The sequence below is a fragment of the Actinosynnema sp. NPDC091369 genome, assembly GCF_044757065.1.
Classification (GTDB): Bacteria; Actinomycetota; Actinomycetes; order Mycobacteriales; family Pseudonocardiaceae; genus Actinosynnema.
Genome location: NZ_JBIVUG010000015.1, coordinates 110,630 through 126,415, shown reverse-complemented (window position 1 = coordinate 126,415; position 15,786 = coordinate 110,630). Strand labels below are relative to the sequence as shown.

At 72.7% G+C, this 15,786-nt stretch carries 12 protein-coding genes; 4 read left to right on the top strand and 8 right to left on the bottom strand.

Annotated elements, in window-relative coordinates; genetic code table 11:
- Positions 1-103: 103 nt before the first annotated feature.
- Entirely contained in the window at positions 104-988 is an 885-nt protein-coding gene (locus ACIQMJ_RS35865) for a hypothetical protein (protein ID WP_499765453.1), read from the bottom strand.
- A 247-nt stretch (positions 989-1,235) separates the two neighbouring features.
- On the opposite strand from ACIQMJ_RS35865, the gene secA2 reads away from it, so the two are divergent.
- Complete coding sequence (gene secA2 / locus ACIQMJ_RS35860; protein ID WP_499765452.1) at positions 1,236-3,554, top strand: accessory Sec system translocase SecA2; 2,319 nt, start codon at positions 1,236-1,238, stop codon at positions 3,552-3,554.
- Between the two features lie 48 nt (positions 3,555-3,602).
- Here the strand turns inward: secA2 and ACIQMJ_RS35855 are convergent, their stop codons facing one another.
- Entirely contained in the window at positions 3,603-3,869 is a 267-nt protein-coding gene (locus ACIQMJ_RS35855) for a hypothetical protein (RefSeq protein ID WP_499765451.1), read from the bottom strand.
- Between the two features lie 395 nt (positions 3,870-4,264).
- Here ACIQMJ_RS35855 and ACIQMJ_RS35850 point away from each other — a divergent pair, with 395 nt between their 5' ends.
- Positions 4,265-5,572: a tannase/feruloyl esterase family alpha/beta hydrolase gene (locus ACIQMJ_RS35850; protein WP_499765450.1), complete on the top strand. Its 1,308-nt coding sequence runs from the start codon at positions 4,265-4,267 to the stop codon at positions 5,570-5,572.
- 47 nt (positions 5,573-5,619) lie between these two features.
- Here the strand turns inward: ACIQMJ_RS35850 and ACIQMJ_RS35845 are convergent, their stop codons facing one another.
- From ACIQMJ_RS35845 to ACIQMJ_RS35825, 5 genes are all read right to left on the bottom strand, one after another.
- On the bottom strand, positions 5,620-7,218 hold the full coding sequence (locus ACIQMJ_RS35845; protein ID WP_499765449.1) for an ABC transporter substrate-binding protein: 1,599 nt from the start codon (positions 7,216-7,218) through the stop codon (positions 5,620-5,622).
- The gene (locus tag ACIQMJ_RS35840) at positions 7,215-9,218 is read right to left on the bottom strand and encodes a P-loop NTPase family protein (RefSeq protein ID WP_499765448.1); all 2,004 of its coding nucleotides are present in this window, start codon (positions 9,216-9,218) and stop codon (positions 7,215-7,217) included. The genes ACIQMJ_RS35845 and ACIQMJ_RS35840 overlap by 4 nt, the downstream gene beginning before the upstream one ends.
- A 107-nt stretch (positions 9,219-9,325) precedes the next feature.
- On the bottom strand, positions 9,326-11,173 hold the full coding sequence (locus ACIQMJ_RS35835; RefSeq protein WP_499765447.1) for a helix-turn-helix domain-containing protein: 1,848 nt from the start codon (positions 11,171-11,173) through the stop codon (positions 9,326-9,328).
- A gap of 4 nt (positions 11,174-11,177) precedes the next feature.
- On the bottom strand, positions 11,178-12,512 hold the full coding sequence (locus ACIQMJ_RS35830) for an MFS transporter (RefSeq protein ID WP_499765446.1): 1,335 nt from the start codon (positions 12,510-12,512) through the stop codon (positions 11,178-11,180).
- Between the two features lie 40 nt (positions 12,513-12,552).
- Positions 12,553-13,320 carry a 3-hydroxybutyrate dehydrogenase gene (locus ACIQMJ_RS35825; protein ID WP_499765445.1) on the bottom strand — a complete coding sequence of 256 codons (768 nt, stop codon included), beginning with the start codon at positions 13,318-13,320 and terminating at the stop codon, positions 12,553-12,555.
- 195 nt (positions 13,321-13,515) lie between these two features.
- Between ACIQMJ_RS35825 and ACIQMJ_RS35820 the strand changes: the two genes are divergently transcribed.
- Positions 13,516-13,653 carry a hypothetical protein gene (locus ACIQMJ_RS35820; RefSeq protein WP_499765444.1) on the top strand — a complete coding sequence of 46 codons (138 nt, stop codon included), beginning with the start codon at positions 13,516-13,518 and terminating at the stop codon, positions 13,651-13,653.
- A gap of 9 nt (positions 13,654-13,662) precedes the next feature.
- On the opposite strand, the gene ACIQMJ_RS35815 is transcribed toward ACIQMJ_RS35820, so the two are convergent.
- Positions 13,663-14,394: a TetR/AcrR family transcriptional regulator gene (locus ACIQMJ_RS35815; RefSeq protein WP_499765443.1), complete on the bottom strand. Its 732-nt coding sequence runs from the start codon at positions 14,392-14,394 to the stop codon at positions 13,663-13,665.
- Between the two features lie 62 nt (positions 14,395-14,456).
- On the opposite strand from ACIQMJ_RS35815, the gene ACIQMJ_RS35810 reads away from it, so the two are divergent.
- Complete coding sequence (locus ACIQMJ_RS35810) at positions 14,457-15,623, top strand: MFS transporter (RefSeq protein WP_499765442.1); 1,167 nt, start codon at positions 14,457-14,459, stop codon at positions 15,621-15,623.
- Positions 15,624-15,786: the final 163 nt, after the last annotated feature.

Here is a 15,786-nt window from a genome sequence, read left to right as displayed (position 1 = left end):
GTCATACGGAAGAGGCCGCTTTGATCGGGTATGGATCCATCGGCGGGGAAAGTGGGAATGACGGCTGAGTTCGGCCGCGGCCACCCGCCAGGGCGGGGCGACCTCACGAGGGGTCGCCCTTCCCCTTGAGCTGGAGTCGCATACCCAGCTTCTGGTGCTCCGGCAGGTCGACCCCTTCGAAGAGGAACACCGGTCGGCCGTCCTCCCCTTTCGCCGGCCCCGCCGCGAAACCGTTCGCGTCCTCCTCGAAACCCACTGGTTCCACATAAGCGTCGTATCCGCGCGGCAGCGTGACCTTGTACCGCGCGTAGACGACCGGGGTCGCGAACCCCACCGTGAAGACGTCCGGTTCCCGGTCGCGCATCAGCGGCGAGCACATGCCGGGCCAGACCACCTCAACGGCGATGGTGATCTCGCTGCCCACCTTCGGCGGCTCGGGGAAGTGCACCATCAGGACGAGCTTCCCGTCCTGCAACCAGGCCACGGTCGTGCTCAGACTCGCGCCGGGCAGGTCGCCGACCAGCAGTTTGCGCACCTCCACGCGGACCTCGCGGCGGTACTTGGCAGGCTGGGGCCACCCGCACCCCTCGATCAGGCGCAGCACGCGCAGGTCGTTGAGGACCTTCGCGCGGATGGTCACCTGCCTGCGCGCGTCACCGTTGGGCTCGACGGCGACCTGCGCCTCCCAGGTGATTATCCCGTATGACGGGTGCCGGTCCTCCGCCACGATCTTCGAGTACCGGGAAACGAGGTCCTTCAGCTTCTCTACTTCCCGGACCACGCCGCGGCGATCGGCCGGCAGGAGCAGTCCGAGGGAGAGCACCACCAGGATGGCCGCCACCAGCGCGCCCGCTTCGACGGCCGCGTTTCCCAGGACCGCGCCCAAGAGCACCGCGAACGACAGGAGACCGACGGCCGCTTTGACGACCGCCCACGTGCCTTCGTCGAGGAGGAAGTCGTCGAGCCACTGGACGAATCGCTTCAGCACGTCGCCCCCTACGAGAGCTGGTCACGCCTGGGAGTCGGAGGTTATCGGGCGGTAGTCACAATTGGGGGGCGCACAGGCGACCCTGCCGCCCAGGATCGGACGAGTTACCCACTTCGGAGGCTGCCTCGCCCGTACTTCTACGGATCGTGACGGGGCCGGTGGTCGGCCCGGGTGCAGGCACCCTCGGAGTGAACTGTCAACCGGGTGACGTGCGGAACGTTGTGGACTTGCCGTACGTTGCCGTGCCGTGACCACTCTCCTGGGACGGTTCAAGCAGCGGCTGCGTCGGTTCGCGCAGAAGCCCGGCTCCGCCGACCTCACGCCCTACCGGAAGCTGCTCGAAGAGGTCAACGAGCAGGCCGAGCGCGTGAAGAAGCTCAGCGACGAGGAACTGACCGCCGCGGCGGCCGCACTGCGCGACAAATCCGACTTCGGCCGCCCCGAGCTGGTGGAGGTCTGCGCGCTCGGCCGCGAGGCCGCCGACCGCGCGCTCGGCCTGCGCCCGTTCGACGTGCAGATCCTCGGTGCGCTCGGCCTCCTGGAGGGCCACGTGGTCGAGATGGCCACCGGTGAGGGCAAGACGCTCTCCGGCGCCATCGCCGCGGCGGGCTTCGCGCTGCGCGGCGACCAGGTGCACGTGGTCTCGGTGAACGACTACCTGGCCCAGCGCGACGCCGAGTGGATGGGTCCGCTCTACGCGCTCATGGGCGTGAGCGTCGGCTGGATCAACCAGAGCTCCAAGCCCGAGGAGCGCCGCGCCGCCTACCAGTCCGAGGTCATGTACGCCTCGGTCTCGGAGATCGGCTTCGACGTGCTGCGCGACCGGCTGGCCACCTCCGAGGGCGACCTGATCGTGCCCAAGCCGCGCGTCGCCCTCGTGGACGAGGCGGACTCGGTGCTGGTGGACGAGGCCCGCGTGCCGCTGGTCCTGGCGGGCTCCACGGCGGGCCCGGCGGTCGACCCGGCGCTGGCCGACCTGGTCAAGCGGCTGCGCCGCGACCTGCACTTCGAGATCGACGACGAAGAGCGCAACGTCTACCTCACCGGCGCGGGCAGCGAGCTGGTCGAACGGGCGCTCGGCGGCATCGACCTGTACTCCGACGAGCACGTCTCGACCACGCTGAGCAAGGTCAACGTGGCCCTGCACGCGCAGGTCCTGCTGCACCGGGACGTGGACTACATCGTCCGCGACGGCAAGGTGCACCTGATCAACGACACCCGCGGCCGGATCGCGAAGCTCCAGCGCTGGCCCGACGGCCTCCAGGCCGCGGTCGAGGCCAAGGAGAACGTGGCCACCACGGACGCGGGCGAGGTGCTGGACTCCATCACGGTCCAGGCGCTGCTCAGCCGCTACCCGACCGTGTGCGGCATGACCGGCACCGCGGTGGCCGTCGCCGAGCAGCTGCGGGACTTCTACCAGCTGGAAGTGCTGGTCATCCCGCCGAACGTGGAGACGATCCGCGAGGACGAGGCACCCCGGCTGTACACCACGCTGGAGCAGAAGGAAGCCGCGATCGTCGCCGAGATCAAGAAGGTGCACGAGACCGGCCGCCCGATCCTGGTCGGCACGCTGGACGTGGCCGAGTCCGAGCGCCTGTCCCGCAAGCTCGCCGAGGCGGGCCTGGAGTGCGTCGTGCTCAACGCCAAGAACGACGCCGAGGAAGCCGCGATCATCGCCGACGCGGGCTCGTTCGAGCGGGTCACCGTGTCCACCCAGATGGCGGGCCGCGGCACGGACATCCGGCTCGGCGGGCACGACTCGACCGACCACGAGCGCATCGCGGAGCTCGGCGGCCTGTACGTGATCGGCACCGGCCGCCACTCCAGCAGCCGGCTGGACGACCAGCTGCGCGGCCGCGCGGGCCGCCAGGGCGACCCCGGCGGGTCGGTGTTCTTCTCCTCGTTGCAGGACGAACTGGTCACGCAGTACGTGCCCGACCACGACGAGCCGGCCGAGGTGGACGAGGACGGCCGCATCACCGACGCGGGCACGCTGCACACCGTGGAGCACGCCCAGCGCGTCGCCGAGGGCGTGCACCTGGAGATCCACCGCAACACCTGGCGGTACAACAAGCTGATCGAGCACCAGCGCCAGCTGCTGCTGGAGTACCGCGACAAGCTGCTGCGCACCGAGCTGGCGTGGGAGGAGCTGTCCGAGCGCAAGCCCGACAAGGCCCACGAGATCAAGGACCTGGACGACGGGATCAAGGTGTCGGCGGCCCGGCTGATCGCGCTGCACCACCTCGACCAGCGGTGGAGCGACCACCTGACGTTCCTGACCGACCTCCGCGAGGGCATCCACCTGCGGGCGCTGGCCCGGCAGAACCCGCTGGACGAGTTCCACCGCGAGGCCATCCCGGCGTACCACAAGATCATCCCGGATGCCTGGGACGAGGCGGAGGAGACCTTCGCCAAGGTGCAGATCGACGCCGAGGGCGCGCACCTGGCCGAGGCGGGCGTGCAGCGCCCGAACACGACCTGGACCTACCTCGTCAACGACAACCCGTTCTCCTCCGGCCTGGAGGAGACGTTCAAGGGGTTGGTGAAGCTGGTCCGGCGCCGCTGAGCGCTCCGCGCGCGGGCCGGGAGTCAGGCCCGGCCCGCGCCGCGGCGGTCACCGAACGGGGGTGGAGACCTTCTGCTCGGCGGCCGGCTGCACCTGCCGCGGCAGCGCGGCCGGTCTCGGCATCCGCTGCGCCACCGCCTGCTCGGTGAGGGCGCGGATCTCCGCCAGGATGTCCAGGTGCTGCTGGGACGGTGGCGGACCGACGAGGTTCGAGTGGTCGAACGCGGTGCGTTCGGCCCGGTGGGCCAGGTTCTGGATGCGCCGGATCAGGTCCCACTCCTGGTCAGTGCGCGTAGAGCGCCGTTGCTCAGTCACCCCGGAAGCAGACACCTCACGCCGGGTGAACGTAAATCACCTGGCAGTGCGAACTTCGCTGGGTCAACTCAGCTACCCCTGCGCGGGCGCCCAAAACACACCGATCGTGGTACTCAAGCCCCCACCGCCGAGCGAGACGCAACACCGTGCACGCGGGGACGTCCAGGACAGGGCCGTTGGAGCGGACGTGGCGCCCGGTCGCCGCCCGGTCATGCACCGATCGACGTCACCTGTGGCAGTGACAAGTCCGGTCACGGCCGTTCATGACGCGCTGTCGACCACACCACCGGCGCGAGGGTCACTCGTCGGTGTGTCGCCGATGGCTCCGCGCACCACATCCGCCCCGCCGGCCATGGCGTCCCGACCCATTCCGCGCCCCGCCGGGCCGTCCTACCGTGCCTCGGGTGAACATCGCCGTTCCGCTGATCGCAGCGCTCCTCGCGACGACGGCGCAGGCCGTTCCCGCGTCCGCCCACGGATGCGGGCCCCTGCGCGTTCCCGGTGCCGAGCACCAGGAACTGACCCACCTCGCCGACCTGTCCACCGCCGGGGGCCGCACCGATCCCGCCGACTGGGCGGGGCTGACCCCGGCGGGCCTGCCCGCGCCGACGCCGGTGGCGGGCACGCAGGTGGACGGCTACTTCCCCGACTCCTCCACCGGCAACACCAACCACGGCTGGGCGCACGACTCGCAGTTCGTCATCCGGCTGCCGGAGCGCTGGAACGGCGGCCTGGTCGTGACCGGCTCGCCCGGCGTGCGCGAGCAGTACGCCAACGACCGCGCGATCAGCGACTTCGTGCTGGCCCGCGGGTACGCGTTCGCGTCGACCGACAAGGGCAACACCGGCGTGGCGTTCCACCGCGACGGCACGCGCCCCGGTGACGCGATGGCCGAGTGGAACCACCGGGTCACGCAGCTGACCCGGGCGGCGAAGGCCGTGGTGGCGCAGCGGTACTGCCGCCCGCCGGCGCGCACCCTGGCCACCGGCATCTCCAACGGCGGCTACCTGGTGCGCTGGCAGCTGGAGAACCGCCCCGAGCTGTACGACGGCGGCGTGGACTGGGAGGGCACGCTGTGGACCGCCCAGGGCCCGAACCTGCTGACGTTCCTGCCGCCCGCGCTCAAGGGCTACGCGACCGGTGACAAGGCCGCGGTGGTGGCCGCCGGGTTCCCGGCCGAGTCGGAGTTCCTGTGGCCGTTCCACCACCAGTACTACTGGGACCTGACCCAGCGCATCTACCGCGAGGAGCTGGACCCGACCTGGGACGGTGACGTCGAGGCCGGCACGCCGTTCTGCGCGCCCGGCACACCGCTGTGCGACGCGGACTACGACTACGCGTCACGTCCTCAAGCGCAGCGGGCCGTCGAACGCATCGCGCTCACCGGCCGGATCGGCAAGCCGCTGCTCACCCTGCACGGCACGCTGGACACGCTGCTGCCCATCTCCCGCGACTCCGACGTCTACGCGGACATGGTGCGCCGAGCCGGTCGGGACGGGTTGTTCCGCTACTACCGGATCGAGGGCGGCACGCACGTGGACTCGCTGTTCGACGCGTTCCCGGACCGGCTGCGGCCGTTGACGCCGTGCCACCGGTCGGCGTTCGCGGCGCTGGAGGGGTGGCTGGCGGGCACGCGCCCGCCCGCGTCGACCACCGTGCCGCGCCCGGCGGTCGTGACCGCGACGGAGTGCGCGCTGGCGTGACGCCGGAGCCCGCCGCTCGACGTGCTCCCGGACGTCGAGCGGCGGGGTCACCCGACGCGCTGCGCGGACCCGTCCGGCAGCAGGCGCACCACGGCGGGCTGGTCGCCGCCGACGTCCACGCGGTCCCCGGCGTCGTCGAAGTAGAACGTGCCGCTCGCGCCCTCGTAGGCGGACTCCTCGTCGGAGTAGGTCGCCTGGGTGGCCAGCTCGACGGTCTCGGGCTTGGGGATCACCACGTCCGGGTCGCCCGCCTGCGCGTGCCGGATCCAGCCGACCGCCACGTGCAGCGCGTCCCAGGACATGACCGCCCAGCCGGTGTCCAGCTCGTGCTCGTGGCCCGCGAACGCCTCGCGCAGCGGTGCGAACCGCGGGCGGTCGCCGATCACGACCGGGTCCGCCAGCGGGGTGTAGTACAGCTCGACCTTGCCCCGGCCGACGACGTCGAGCGCCTCGGGGACCCGCCACGCCCTGGCCGCCTCCGGGTCCTGCCCGCCCATCCGCAGCACGGCCGCGTCGGAGGCGCTGACCACGATCACCTTGCGCAGGCAGCTCTCCGCGTCGAGCTTGCCCATCAGGTCGCTGAGGTACCGGGCGCGGCCCGCGTAGTAGACGGCCACCGGCGCGTCCGGCCGGGTCGGGTCGACCTTGCCGCACATCTTGTCGCTGATGATCCGGAACTGGTTGCCCAGCACGCCCTCGTCGTCGCTGCCGAACCGGTACGGCGACTCCCGGCCGCCCAGCTGGTCGGCGATGGCGTCGGCGGCCGTGCTCGCGTAGGTGTCTCCCGGGTCGTTGCTCTTCACCACGATGGCGCGCGTCCCGTCGACCCCGGCGGCGGCCAGCGCCTTCGTGGTCGCGTCGAACTGCCGCACGTTGGCGAACGCGGTCCGGTGGAAGTGCTCGACGGGGCCGTCCGGGTCGAGCCGGGTCGCGGTGAGGTGGCCCGCGACCATGAGGATGTCGGCCTCGGCGAGCTTGCGGGCCGCGAACTTCGACTCGTCCTGGCTGAGCCCGAGCCCCACCACGGCCAGCAGCGGCGCCGCGTCGTCCTTCATCGCGATCAGCTCGTCCACCACCGGCTCCCAGTGGGCCGACGTCGTGCCCATGTGCGCGAGCAGCACCTCGACCTTCGGGCTGCCGCTCTCGGCGTTGAGCCGTTCCTGCGCCGCCGCGAGCCCCGCCACCTCGTGCGCGACGCGCGGCCCGGACAGCGGCGAGGTCAGGGGCGCGAGCAGCGCGACCTTGACGTGGTCGCCGGACAGCGCGTCGTTCTGCGCGCCGATCCGGTCCAGCACCTCGGCGTACCGGGCTCGGGTGACCTCGCCGACCTCGCCGTCGGCGAAACCGCCGGAGAAGTCGTAGCCGCCGTCGCTGACGCCGACGCACTCCAGCTCCGCCGACGAGAACCAGCCGCGCAGGGTGATGCCGGTGTCGACGCCGCCGCCGAAGCACAGCACCTTCGGCGCGGCGACCGCCACCGCGCCGATCGGCAGCACCACCACCGCCACCGCCAGCAGCACGCGCACCGGCTTAGGCGGTGGTGGCGGCGCGATGGGCTGGGCCGATCGGTCCCGCAGGCGGCGTCGGAGCACCAGCAGGACCGCCCAGCCCGCCAGCAGCAGCGCCGAGATCGCCAACAGGGTCATCGTCGGTTCACCCACTCGTCGTCAGCCGGCTCGCCGCAGCGCACGTTCCGCCAGCGCATGGCCATGTCGTGGTGGTGCTTGGCGACCGCGAGGAACTCGTCGTGGTCGCTCCGCGCCGCGCGGGACAGCGGCGACATCTCCGTGTGGACCACGCCGTGCAGGTCCGCCCGCCTGCCCACCTCCAGGGGGTCGGCGCTGCCGCGCCAGGCCGTGAGCACGGCCGTGACGGCGTCGACCAGCTCGTCCCCGGTCGGCTCGACCTCCGCCGCGGCGACGTCCGGGTGGGCCGGGCAGGTCGCCAGCGAGCGGACCAGGGCGAGCCACTGCCTGCCGCGGCGCTCGGGCAGCAGGGCGACCAGCCGCTCGGCGACCGCGACGGTGTCGCCGCGGGCGAACAGGTGGTGCAGGCGGTCGTCGTCGTCCTCGGCCCGCTCGGCGAGCAGGCCGAACACCGAGCGCCACGACGTCGTGGCCGACGGGGGACGCGTGGCGAGCCGGCGGAGCAGCAGCAGCCGCAGCAACGGGTGCATGACCCGCTTGCCGCCGGGCTCGCGCACGGTCCAGAACGCGGTCGACAGCAACGACTGCTGCTCGTGGAAGGCGGTGCCGATCATCGGCGACCCGGCGATCACGGCGGCCTCGTCGTGGTCGCGGGCCGCGGCGCACGTCACCAGGTCGTAGTGCAGGGCCGCCGGGAGGTCGCCCAGGAACATGTCCAGCACGAGGTCGGCGGCCGGCTTGGTCTTCGCGGCGTCGCGGTCGCGCGACGGCGGCGCGGGCAGGTGCCGCGCCAGCATGTCGCCGGGACAGGCGGTGTCCGCGCCGGCGAGCAGCGCGGCGCGCAGGAGCACCACCGTGCCACCGGGGTGGCCCGCGGTCAGCTCGCGCAGCATCCGCACCACCCGGTGGCGGTGCTGCGGCTCGATGCCGACCTCCTCGGCCGGCGGCAGCATCTCCGGCTCGGTGAGGTCGCGCAGCGGCAGGGTCAGCCAGGGCCCCTGCACGACCAGCCGGCCGGTGCGCACCCGTTCCACGACGGTCGGGTCGTCCACGGGCACCTCGTCGTTGGCGACCTCCAGCGACTCCACCAGGGTGCCGTTGCCCCCGGCGATCACGGTGAGGTGGTCGTGCGGGTGGTCCGTGGCGGGTGCGTACCGGATGGCCGCCAGCGCGCGCAGGAACTCCACCCCCGACTCGTGGTCGGCGTTGTCCAGCAGCAGCACCGGGTCGACCGTCCCGCGCCGCACGGCGAGCCGCACGTCGGCCAGGAACGCCTCCATGAGCGTCCGGTCGACCTCGCCCTGGCCCTCGCTGCCGCCGAAGCGGCGCAGCCGGTTGAGCGCCACCAGCTCGGCCACCGCGTCCCGGCGGCGGTCGCGGTCGCGGTGGCCGTACCACTCGTGCCCGGACAGCAGCGCCGCCCGGCGACCCCAGCGGGTCCGCGTGAGCCCTTCGATGAGCGGCGGCAGGAACTGCTGCACTGCGTCCGCGGCGTCGGGGGCCCCGGTCTGGTCGGGCAGCAGGGCGACCATGCCGGCGAGCCGCGCGCCGAGCGCGGCCGGGTCGAACCTGGCCAGCGCGTCCTCGGTCTGCCGGTGCGCCCGCGCGGTGTTGTCGGCGTCCAGGCCGTCCATCTCGGTGATCAGCCGGCCGACGAGGAACCGGGAGAACCGGAAGCGGCGGGCGTCGTGCCGGGCCAGCTCGAACATCACGGCGGTGAGCAGGTCGAGCACCGGTGGCGTGCCGTCCCGGCCGGTCCGGGCGGCGTCGAGGAGGACGTGCGGCTGGGTGCCGAGCCGCTCGTCCAGTTCGGCGAGCAGGGCCGTCTTCCCCGTCCCGCCCGGTCCCACCAGGACGAGCGTGGGCGGGATGCGGCGTTCCGCGCGTCGCGCGTCGCCCGACACGGGTGAGCCGCGCTCGATCAGGTTCGTCGCGATCTCCAGGATCGCGTCCCGTCCGTGCAGCACCCGCACCACCGCGCCCTTGATCAGCAGTGACAAGAGCGGCTATCACAGCAGACCGGATCAGCGGTCGAAGGGGGTGTCGCGGCGAATTCACCCCTATAGCCGAGAAACGCGGCCCGCGGCTCCGCAGTCTTGCGGATCGGTCAGTCGCCCAGCACCTTCATGAGCTTGAGCGCGAGCTGGACCTCCAGCACCCGCTCCGGTGACTGCCAGTCCTCGCCCAGCAGGCTCGCGACCCGGTCCAGCCGCTGCACCACCGTGTTCACGTGGACGTGCAGCTCGTCCTTGGCGCGGCTGAGGTTCGCGCCGCACGCGAAGTACGCGGTCACCGTCCGGACCAGCTCGGTGCCGCGGCTGGAGTCGTAGTCCAGCAACGGGCCGAGGGTGGACCGGACGTACCCGGCGACGTCCGCCCGGTCGCCCAGCAGCACGCCCACGAAACCGAGGTCCGCGAGCGTCCCGCCGGTGCCCGCGCGCCCCAGCTGGAGCAACGCCTTCAAGCACCGCACCGCCTCGGCGTGCGCGGCGGCCACGCCTTCCGGGCCGTGCGCGGGGCCGCCCGAGCCGACGGTCACGGGCAGGCCGACCGCCTTGCCCAGCACCCGTGCTGCGTCCCGCGCCGCGCAGGCCAGGTCCGCGCCCGGCAGTACCAGCACCACGTGCTCGCCGTGCGCGCCCGCCAGGCCGCGGCACGACGACGCGTGGTGCGCGGCGGCGGCCAGCAGCCGGTCCCGCGGGCCGTCCGCGACCAGCACGACGTGCTCGGCGGCCAGCTCGACACCGACCCGGCGGGCACGGGCGCGCAGCGCCACCGAGTCCACCGCGGCGGTCAGCAGGTCGGTGATCAGCTCGCCGCGCACCTTGTTCTCCGCCTCGGCGACCGTGCGGCGCAGCAGGAGCAGCAGGGCGGTGACGACACCCGCGCGCTCGAACAGCCTGCGGTCGGCGTCACCGAGGTCGGAGCGGTCGGTGAGCGTGATGCTGCCCAGCAGTTCGCGGCCCGCCAGCACGGCGCACACCCACGTGCCGTCCTGCGGGATGGCCCGGCCGCTGGCGCGGGAGGCGTTGACCGCCACCCGGGGCGCGGGCGCGCGGGTGGTGCCGATCCGGGCCAGCTCGGCGCCGTCGCTGTCGTGCACCACGATTCCGCCGCCGAGCACCTCGGCCACGGCGGCGGCCACCTCGGGCACGTCCGCGCCGCGCAGCACCAGGTCGGTGAGCCGGTCGTGGGCGTCCTCGGCGCGGCGCATGGCTTCGTTGTGCGCACGGATCGTCTCGCCCGCGGCCCGCGTCTCCTCCAGCAGGTGGGCGGTGTCCAGCGCGATGGCGGCGTGGTCGGCCAGCGACGACAGCAGCGCCACCTCGTCGGGCGGGAACTGGCGCGGCGACCGGTTGGCCGCGTAGAGCACGCCGATGACCCGGCGGTCCAGCTTGAGCGGCACGCCCAGGATCGCGACCAGCCCCTCGTCGCGCACGGCGGCGTCGATCGGACCGGTGTGGTCGAACCGGTCGTCGGCGAAGTAGTCGGCCGTCACGTACGGCCGCGCGGTCTGCGCCACCAGCCCGCCGAGCCCTTCGCCCATGCCGAGCCGGACCTGCTGGAACAGCGCGGAGATCGAGCCGTCGGTGACCCTCATGTACGTGCCTCGGCCCGGCTCGTTCATGCTCAGGTAGGCGATGTCCGCGCCGAGCAGCAGCCGGGCCCGCCGCACGATGGACCGCAGCACGGCGTCCGGGTCGCGCACGCCCGCCAGGTCGTTCGCGGTGTCGAACAGCGCTTCCAGCTCGGCTTCGCGGCGGCGGTGCGCGGTGAGCGTGCGGCGGATGCGCAACGCCCACTCCGTGGCGCGGGCGACGCGGTCCAGCTCGTGGTCGGGCACGCCCGCCGCGCGGGCCGCGGGGAGCACCGCCGCCAGCCGCTCGCTGCCCGCGTCCGCCGCGAGCAGGTCGAGCAGCTCCAACAGGTGCTCCACCGCGTCCGCCTCGCTCATGCCCTCATGCTCGCACCGCGGCCTTGTCGGCGTCGGCCCGGTTCAGGGAGCTGCCCTTCGTCTCCTTCGCCACCACCACGGCGACCACGGTCAGCACGCACATCCCGAGCACGTACAGCACGATCGGGAACGAGCTGTCGTAGGAGGCCAGCAGCGCGGTCGCGATGAGCGGCGCCACCGCGCCCGCCGCGATCGACGCCAGCTGGTAGCCGATGGACGCACCCGAGTAGCGCACCTTCGTGCCGAACAGCTCGGAGAAGAACGCCGCCTGCGGGCCGTACATCGCGCCGTGCAGGAACAGTCCGACGGTGACCGCGAGCGTCATCGGGAAGAACGACTTCGTGTCCAGCAGCGCGAAGAACGCGAACATCCACACGCCGATGCCGACCGTGCCGATCAGGTACGTGGTGCGGCGGCCGATCCGGTCCGACAGCGCGCCCCACATCGGGATCGTGACCAGGTGCACGAACGAGGCGATCAGCACCGCGTTCAGGCCGGCCGAGCGCGGCATGCCGAGCTCGGTGGTGATGTAGACCAGGATGAACGCGGTGATCACGTAGTACGACACGTTCTCCGCCATGCGCGCGCCCATCGCGATCAGCACCTCGCGCCAGTGGTCGCGCACGACGGCCACGATCGGCGGCTTCTCCTTGACCTTGCCCGCCTCGACCTTGGCCTGGGCTTCGAGGAACACCGGCGACTCGGACACGCTGAGCCGGATCCACAGTCCGATGAGGACGAGCACGCCGGACAGCAGGAACGGCACCCGCCAGCCCCACGACAGGAACGCCTCGTCGCTCTGCACGGCGGCCAGCACCGCGAGCACGGCGGTGGCCAGCAGGTTGCCCATCGGCACGCCCGCCTGCGGCCAGGACGCCCAGAACCCGCGCCGCTCCGCGCTGCCGTGCTCGGACACGATGAGCACCGCGCCGCCCCACTCGCCGCCCAGCGCGAAGCCCTGGATCAGCCGCAGCAGCGTGAGCAGCAGCGGCGCGGCCACGCCGATCGCGGCGTAGGTGGGCAGCAGGCCCATGGCGAACGTCGCGCCGCCCATCAGCACCAGGCTGAGCACGAGCAGCTTCTTGCGGCCGAGCTTGTCGCCGAAGTGGCCGAACACCAGGCCGCCCAGCGGGCGGGCCAGGAAGCCGATCGCGTAGGTGGTGAACGCGAGCAGCGTGCCGTTGAGCGGGTCCGCCGTGGGGAAGAACAGCTTGTTGAACACCAGGGCGGCGGCTGATCCGTAGAGGAAGAAGTCATACCACTCGATCGTGGTTCCGATCAGGCTGGCTATGACGACCTTGGCGAAGGACTTCTTCGGTGGAGGGGCGGCGTTGGTCATGTCGGTCACCACTTCGTTGGGGGAGGGGGGAACGAGGGGGTCACTGGGCGGTCCAGCCGCCGTCGATCGTGAACGACGAGCCGGTGACGTGGCCGGAGTGCGGGCCGCACAGCCACAGCACGACGGAGGCCACCTCGACCGGTTCGATGAGCTGCTTGATGGCGTGCCGGGTGAGCATCACGTCGGCGAGCACCTGCTCGGGCCCGATGCCGTGCGCGCGCGCCTGGTCGGCGACCTGGTTCTCCACCAGCGGGGTGCGCACGTAGCCGGGGCTGACGCAGTTGCTGGTCACGCCGTGCGTCGCGCCTTCCAGGGCGACGACCTTGCTCAGCCCTTCCAGGCCGTGCTTGGCGGCGACGTAGGCGGACTTGAACGCGCTGGCCCGGGTGCCGTGCACGCTGGAGATGTTCACCACCCGGCCCCAGCCCCGCTGGTACATGTGCGGCAGGACGTGCCGGGCGAGCCGGAACGGCGCGGTCACCATGACCCGCTGGAGCAGCTCGAACCGGTCCGGCGGGAACTCGTGGACGGGGGCGACGTGCTGGAGGCCCGCGTTGTTGACCAGGATGTCGACCTCGGCGGGCAGGTCGCGGACGGGGTCGTCGGCGGCGAGGTCCACCACGTGCTCCGTGCCGCCGGTCTCGCGGGCCGCCTCGGTGACCGAGTCGCCGTCGCGGTCGACGAGGTGCACTTTCACGCCCGCGCGGGCGAGGGCGACCGCGCAGGCCCGACCGATGCCGCTGCCGGCGCCGGTGACCAGGGCGGTGCGACCGGACAGGTCATCGCTGTGACCGGGGACACTCGTCATGGCCCGAAACGCTAGGTGAGCTGCGGCGCAGCGCACATGTGACGAAGCCCCACAACCTCCGGGTCACCCATGTGTTTAGCCGACAGTTGGCGCGGGAATGATCGGATTGCCCAATACCGGGTGAAGTGATGGTGCGGCCGTAGGTAGGCTGCTTTGGCCCGTTCGGGGGACGTACGAGGTTTTGGGGGTTACGAAGTGTCACTCACGCCGATCTACGACGACCTGCTGCGCGAGTTCGAGGGGATCATCCTCGTCAGCGAGGCGGCCGAGGCGGTCCAGACCGCCGCGCCGACCGCCCAGCAGGCCGACGAGCCGACCCCGGACGAGGTCTGACCAGGGCTTTCAGGGCGTCGAAGCCCTCCGCGCGGCGATGAGGGCTTCGACGCCGTCCAGCAGCAGCCGCAACCCGAACTCGAACTTGTCCCCCGTGTACGGCGAGACGCCGGCACGCACGGTCGCGACCAGCGCCGGGTACGGCTCGAAGTCGACCAGCTCGCCGAGCAGGGCGTCGCGCTCGCGCACCTCCTCGGGGCTCGGCTCGCGCGTGTCGAGGCTCAGCCTGGCCTGGCCGCGCACGTAGGCGTCGACCGACTCGACCACGGCCATCTTCTCCGCCTCGGTCAGCCCGGTTCCCGCCAGCACCCGCAGCGCCGAGTCCATCCAGCGCAGCAGGTTCGGGCCCGGCGGCGCCGCCACCGTCGCCACCAGGTCCAGCACCCACGGGTGCTTGCGGTAGAGCGCGTGGTCGGTGCGGGCCCACGCCTCGACCTTCGCCCGCCAGTCGCCCGGCCAGTCGTCCGGCAACGGGTCCTCGGCCCCGATCGCGTCGGCCATCAGGGCTTCCAGCTCCGCCTTGCCCGGCAGGTAGGTGTAGAGCGACGCCGTGCCGACGCCCAGCTCCACGGCCACCCGGCGCATGGACAGCGCGGCCAGCCCCTCGGTCTCCGCGACCTGGATCGCGGCGGCCACGATCCGCTCCGTCGTCAAGCCCCGCCGAGGACCGCGGGCCGGGCGGCGCGCGTCCTTCCACAGCAGCTCCAGCACTCGCCGCTGCCCGTCGTCCTTTGCGGTCATGGTGAAACCCAGTATACCGTTCGGAGTTGTCCGAACGGTGTTCGAAGTTTGGGGGGCTGGACGTGGACCGGGGGTTGGAGCGCGAACGGCGCACGATGACGGCGGCGACGCTGGCCAACGGGCCGACCGAGCTGATCGACTTCGTGCTGCCGCTGTGGGCGGGCGCGGCCATCGGGCTCAGCGCGATAGAGATCGGCCTGCTGATGGCGGCGGAGATGGCGTTGTCGGTCCTCGTGCGGCCGCTGGCGGGCGTGCTGGCGGACCGGTGGGACCGGCGGCACACCGCCGCCATCGGCGCGCTGCTCTACGCCGTGTCGTCGGCGGGGTACGCGGTCGCCGAGAGCGCGCCGCTCGCGTTCGGCGCGGCGGCCGCGGGCGGTGCGGGTGGCGCGTTGCTGTGGGTCGCCGTGCGCGCGATCGTCAGCGAACGGCTCGCCGAGGACACCGCGGTGTTCCCGCGCCTGCTCTCGGCGCAGGAGACGGGCTCGTGGGTGGCGTTCGTGGTCGGGCTGACGCTCGCCGGCTCGTTCGGGTACGCCGGGTTGTTCTGGGCCTGCGCGGCGGCGTGCGTCGCGGCGGCCGGCTTCCTGCTGGCCGCGCCGCGGCGCTCGGAACGCCCCGGTGCGGGCGCGGCGGCGGTCGGGCTCGGCGCGGTGGGCAGGCGGTTGCGGCCGATGCTGTTCGCGGTGGTGATGACCATGGCGGCGGAGGCGGCCGTCGGGTTGCTGCTGCTCCTGCACCTGCAACGCGGGTTCGGCCTGGAGCTGCGCGAGGTGGCGTACGTGTTCCTGCCCGGTGCGATCGCGATGAGCGCGGGCGCCGAGTACCTGCACCGGTACGTGCTGCGGTTCGGTCGGCGGGTCGTGCTCACGGGCGCTTCGCTGGCCGGCGCCGTGTTCGCGGTCGGCTTGGCGTGGGCGCCGAACCCGTACGTGATCGCGGGGTTGTGGGTGCTCAGCGGGCTGGCGTGGGCGGCGGTGCTGCCGGTGCAGCAGGCGGTGATCGCCGAGGCGGCCGACGGCCAGGTGGGTCGGGCCATGGGCGTGTACGAGGCGGCGTGCCTGGTCGGGGCGCTCATCGGCAGCGTGGTGGCGGGCGCGCTGTACGACGGGGCGCACTGGCGGGTGGCGTGCGCGGTGGCCGCGGCGATGATCCTGGCGGGCGGGGTCGTCGTGCCCCGCGCGGTGCGGCGGCTCGGCGTGCCCGACGTCCCGGCAAGCGACGCCTAGCCGGCGCGGTGCCGTGGCCGGGCGGCGGCGGTCCTGGTGGCTCTGCCCCGCCGCGAGGGCGACGGACCGGGTGTCGGTCCGGGGGCGATCGGCCGCCCCACCGCGGCACTTCGCGCGATCGCGGTGGTGGGTGCGTTCGACGGGGAAACAGCGAGGTCGGGAA

Bases quoted from the DNA above. Each gene is read 5' to 3' on its own strand.
- ACIQMJ_RS35845 (WP_499765449.1), bottom strand. From the start codon at position 7,218: ATGACCCTGTTGGCGATCTCGGCGCTGCTGCTGGCGGGCTGGGCGGTC.
- ACIQMJ_RS35835 (WP_499765447.1), bottom strand. From the start codon at position 11,173: ATGAGCGAGGCGGACGCGGTGGAGCACCTGTTGGAGCTGCTCGACCTG.
- ACIQMJ_RS35830 (WP_499765446.1), bottom strand. From the start codon at position 12,512: ATGACCAACGCCGCCCCTCCACCGAAGAAGTCCTTCGCCAAGGTCGTC.
- ACIQMJ_RS35825 (WP_499765445.1), bottom strand. From the start codon at position 13,320: ATGACGAGTGTCCCCGGTCACAGCGATGACCTGTCCGGTCGCACCGCC.
- ACIQMJ_RS35815 (WP_499765443.1), bottom strand. From the start codon at position 14,394: ATGACCGCAAAGGACGACGGGCAGCGGCGAGTGCTGGAGCTGCTGTGG.